Genomic DNA, 4,421 nt, shown 5'->3' with positions numbered 1-4,421 from the left:
CCTGTAGGAGTGGCGTGTGACGCGTCATTCTTTTTTTAGAGATACGGGTGGCAGATCATCATTCTGCCACCCTTATGTTTGTAGAAACTGACTTTTGAGACAGCCCCTTTTTATTAATGTGACGGCGTCGCCGCAAGACGTGCTGCCATCAACTGTTGAATCGTTTCTCGATCGTTCTGATGGAGTAAGTCGACGATCTTACTGCCGACGATGACCCCCGAGACTGGGCGGCTTAATTGTTTGACGTGTTCCGGTGTACTGATTCCGAAACCGGCAAGTACCGGTACCGGACTATGGGCTGCGACATTTGCTAAATGTTCTTCAAGTGTCTTATCAAACGTCGTCTGTCCGCCTGTTGTCCCATTGACCGTAACCGCATAAAGGAATCCTTCGCTTTTATCGGCAATCTTTTGAATCCGTTCCATTGGACTCGTCAAGGAGACGAGTTGAACGAGCGCGATATCCGACTTGTCCTCTTGTTCGAAGAACTGTTCGCTCTGTTCAAGTGGTAAATCAGGAATGATCAATCCGTCAACCCCGACTTCGCGACATGTAGCAAGAAACGCCGTTAATCCGTAGCGGAAAATCGGATTCAAGTACGTCATCAAAACGACAGGAACATCGACGGTCTGATGGGCAACGCGAACCGCCTCAAGAACATCCTTCAGTCCGACGTTCGCTTCTAGCGCTCGGAGTCCCGCTTCTTGAATGACTGGACCGTCAGCAACGGGATCCGAAAACGGTACGCCGACTTCAATCGCTGTCGCTCCGGATTCAGCGAGAAACGCTAAGATTTCCGGAAGGCGATCAATCCCTCCATCTCCCCCCATGACGTACGGGATGAAGGCTTTTTCGCCCTTACTTGTAACGCTACGAATCGCTGTTTCTAATCGCATCATGCTTCCCCCTTTAGTGCGTTTCTGACAGTAACGACATCTTTATCGCCACGTCCTGATAAGCAGATAACGAGAATCTCTTCCTTGTCCATCTCTGCAGCGAGTTGTGTCGCATAGGCAATCGCGTGTGCCGACTCGAGTGCCGGGATGATTCCCTCCTTGCGGCTCAACAGCTGTAGTGCTTCGAGTGCTTGTTCGTCGGTCACCGCTTCATACTGAACACGACCGATATCTTTGAGCAAACTATGCTCGGGTCCGACGCCCGGATAGTCAAGTCCTGCTGAGATCGAGTGCGCTTCTTGTACTTGACCATGGGCATCCTGTAAGAGATACATCATCGAGCCGTGCAAGACACCGACCTCTCCTTTTGTCATCGTCGCTGCGTGTTGATCCGTCTCAACACCACTTCCCGCTGCTTCAATGCCGTACAATTTTACGTCCGTATCATCGATGAACGGATGGAACATGCCAATCGCATTACTGCCGCCGCCGACACAAGCGACGATCGCTTTCGGCAGACGCCCCTCTTTTTCGATGATTTGACGTCGTGTCTCTTTTCCGATGACTGCTTGGAAATCACGGACGAGTTGCGGGAATGGGTGTGGTCCGAGAACAGAACCCATCAAGTAATGCGTGTCTTCGACATGTTTGACCCAGTAACGGAGTGCTTCATTGACGGCATCTTTGAGTGTCCGACTCCCTTGTGTGACCGGGATGACGGTTGCTCCAAGTAACTCCATCCGAAAGACGTTCAACTCTTGACGACGGACGTCCTCTTCGCCCATGAAGATGACACACTCGAGGTCGAGCAAGGCACAGACCGTTGCTGTTGCGACACCGTGTTGCCCTGCCCCTGTCTCAGCAACGATTTTTCGTTTCCCCATCCGTTCAGCCAGTAACGCCTGACCAATCGTATTGTTGATTTTGTGGGCACCGGTATGGTTCAAGTCTTCTCGTTTCAAGTAGATCTTTGCGCCACCGATCGTTTGCGTCAAATGTTCAGCAAAATAAAGTGGTGTCTCACGTCCGACGTATTCTTTCAGCAATTCGTCCATCCGCGCTTGAAATGTTGGATCCTCTTTTACTATTGCATAAGCTTCTTCGAGTTCAATCACCGCGTGCATCAATGTTTCCGGGATGTAGCGTCCTCCGTATTTACCATATTGCCCTAATGTATCCGGTTGTGCGTAGCTCATGCTTCTCTCTCCTTTACGGCATCTGCGAATGCCTGCATTTTGATGGAATCTTTCTGTCCATCCGTTTCGATGCCACTTGAGACATCGACGGCGAACGGGTGATATCGTTTGATTGCTTCTCCTACATTTTCAGCTGTCAAGCCACCGGCAATGAACAGTGGACGATCGGCTTGAATGTCTCGTGACCAGTCGAATGTCTCGCCACTTCCAGCAACCGGTGCGTCGACGAGCACGTACTCCGTCTGTTGCTCTACTTCCGTGATGTCCGTCACGGGAATCGCTTGAATGACGGGAACCGGTAGCTTGCCATCCGGGATGATCCCGTGAATTTGAACGAGATCTAGCGCGACTTGCTCGACCGCGTCGACGACCTGTTGATTAGTCGGGGAGACGAAGACACCGACGACCTGGACCGTACTCGGAATGTCGCGTCTAAGACGCGCCGCCTCTTCTAGCGTGACCTGTCGTTTGCTTTTAGCAAAGACGAAGCCGATGTAGTCCGCTAAGCGAACTGCCGCTTCGACATGTTCTCCTTCCCGGAGACCACAGAACTTAATCCGTGTCATACGCGAACGCCACTCACTTCTCGGATGAAGACTTGTGGATCGTCTGCTCGCATCAATGTCTCACCGACGAGGATCCCGTCTGCACCGGCAGCGTGTAATCGCTGTGCTTCCTCGACCGTCTTGATACCACTCTCACTGATATACCGGACGTCCGGTTGTTTCTGTTCGAGTAATCCGACCGATGTCTGTAAATCGACTTCGAACTTTTTCAAGTTCCGATTGTTGATTCCAATGATTTGTGCACCGATCGCCTCTGCCCGGCGTAATTCCTCTTCGTCATGGACTTCGACTAAGACCTCAAGTCCTTCTGCGTAAGCATACGCATACAAGTCAGCAAGCGTCTCCTGCTCGAGGGCCGCAACGATCAAGAGAATCAACTGTGCGCCATGTGATTTTGCCTGGTCAATCTGAATCCGGTCAATCATGAAATCCTTACAGAGGACAGGGATGTTGACTGCTGCAGCGACTGCCGCTAAATCGTCCATCGATCCTTTGAAGTACGTCTCGTCCGTCAAGACAGAGATGACGGTCGCCCCACTCGCTTCATATTGTTTGGCCTGAGCGATGACGTCGACGTCGAGTGCGATGGCACCTTTTGATGGCGAAGCTCGTTTGATTTCCGCGATGACGGATAAATCCGCTCCGGCTAGTCGTTGCTTGATCGACGGCTTCAATGCCTCCCGATCAATCCGTTCGACACCAGTTAATTTTAATTGCAGGACTTCTGCTCGTTTCGTTTCGATGATGCGATCTAAGATATTCATCCGATTGCTTCCTCCCGTGTCATTTGTCGTAATTGGTTCAATCGTTCCATCGCCCGTCCTGAATCGATGCTATCTGCTGCTAAGGCGATCCCTTCTTCGATCGTCTTCACCCGATTTGCTGCAAAGAGAGCGATCCCAGCGTTCAGTAGAACGGTGTCGCGATAAGCACCATTCTCTCCACTCAGGACTTGCAGTAAAATCGCCGCATTCTCTTGTGCACTTCCACCGCGGATCGCTTCAAGCGGTGCGGTCTTCAGTCCGACTTCCTCCGGATGAAGACTGAAGCGGATCAGTTCACCTTCGTCGAGTAAGACGAGTTGGTTCGTTCCGGCAAGGGACGCTTCATCCATTCCATTCGCACCGTGCAAGACGATCGCCCGCTTTCGTCCGAGTCGGTGCAGTGTCAACGCCATCGTCTCGAGCATATCCTCCCGGTAAATTCCTAATAGTTGTGTCTTGAGCGGGACCGGATTCGTCAACGGACCAATCAAGTTAAAGATCGTCGGAATCCGTAAATCACGTCGGACCTTCATGATTTGCTTGACACGCGGATGCATCCGTTGTGCAAACAAGAAGGCGATTCCGTTCGTCTCGAGTTGCTCTACTAAGTGTTCCGGTGTTGCATCGAGTGAAACCCCGAGTGCTTCAAGTACATCAGCGCTACCCGTCTTACTTGAGACACTCCGGTTCCCGTGCTTCGCGACTTTCATGCCGGCACCGGCTAGAACGAAAGCGGCTGTCGTACTGATGTTGAACGATTGCGAGCCGTCGCCTCCTGTACCGCAGTTATCCATGAAATCACCGGTGACTGGAATGTCGAGCGCGACTTCGCGCATGATCGAAGCGAGACCGGCTAGCTCTTCTGCTGTCTCTCCTTTTGCTTTCAGAGCAACGAGAAAGGCGGCAATTTCGCTATCAGTAACATCTTCGGCAAACAGTTCGCGTGCTGCCTGTTGCATCTCTTCATATCGTAAATGTTTCGCTTCTGCTAATTTCACC

The 4,421-nt window shown here is 51.5% G+C and carries 5 protein-coding genes; all 5 read right to left on the bottom strand.

Going from position 1 to position 4,421, the window contains the following annotated elements:
* Positions 1-113: 113 nt before the first annotated feature.
* Genes trpA through trpD form a run of 5 tightly spaced genes read right to left on the bottom strand, consistent with a single transcriptional unit; the run spans position 114 to position 4,420 of the window.
* Positions 114-896 carry a tryptophan synthase subunit alpha gene (gene trpA, locus B4F99_RS01145; protein WP_290754847.1) on the bottom strand — a complete coding sequence of 261 codons (783 nt, stop codon included), beginning with the start codon at positions 894-896 and terminating at the stop codon, positions 114-116.
* On the bottom strand, positions 896-2,092 hold the full coding sequence (trpB, locus tag B4F99_RS01140; protein ID WP_290754845.1) for a tryptophan synthase subunit beta: 1,197 nt from the start codon (positions 2,090-2,092) through the stop codon (positions 896-898). The genes trpA and trpB overlap by 1 nt, the downstream gene beginning before the upstream one ends.
* Positions 2,089-2,658: a phosphoribosylanthranilate isomerase gene (locus tag B4F99_RS01135; protein WP_214855115.1), complete on the bottom strand. Its 570-nt coding sequence runs from the start codon at positions 2,656-2,658 to the stop codon at positions 2,089-2,091. The genes trpB and B4F99_RS01135 overlap by 4 nt, the downstream gene beginning before the upstream one ends.
* Positions 2,655-3,422 (bottom strand): indole-3-glycerol phosphate synthase TrpC, encoded by a 768-nt coding sequence (gene trpC / locus B4F99_RS01130; protein ID WP_214855113.1) that lies wholly within the window; start codon positions 3,420-3,422, stop codon positions 2,655-2,657. The genes B4F99_RS01135 and trpC overlap by 4 nt, the downstream gene beginning before the upstream one ends.
* Entirely contained in the window at positions 3,419-4,420 is a 1,002-nt protein-coding gene (gene trpD, locus B4F99_RS01125; protein WP_396209573.1) for an anthranilate phosphoribosyltransferase, read from the bottom strand. The genes trpC and trpD overlap by 4 nt, the downstream gene beginning before the upstream one ends.
* Position 4,421 lies beyond the last annotated feature (1 nt).

This window comes from Exiguobacterium sp. UBA3491 (genome assembly GCF_002377745.1).
GTDB lineage: Bacteria > Bacillota > Bacilli > Exiguobacteriales > Exiguobacteriaceae > Exiguobacterium_A.
Note: the sequence above shows the minus strand (reverse complement) of the source record. Positions and strands in the feature narration are given on the sequence as shown.

What these genes read in the sequence shown, in the direction of transcription:
- trpA (WP_290754847.1), bottom strand. Translation starts at nt 896, where the DNA reads ATGCGATTAGAAACAGCGATTCGTAGCGTTACAAGTAAGGGCGAAAAA.
- trpB (WP_290754845.1), bottom strand. Translation starts at nt 2,092, where the DNA reads ATGAGCTACGCACAACCGGATACATTAGGGCAATATGGTAAATACGGA.
- B4F99_RS01135 (WP_214855115.1), bottom strand. Translation starts at nt 2,658, where the DNA reads ATGACACGGATTAAGTTCTGTGGTCTCCGGGAAGGAGAACATGTCGAA.
- trpC (WP_214855113.1), bottom strand. Translation starts at nt 3,422, where the DNA reads ATGAATATCTTAGATCGCATCATCGAAACGAAACGAGCAGAAGTCCTG.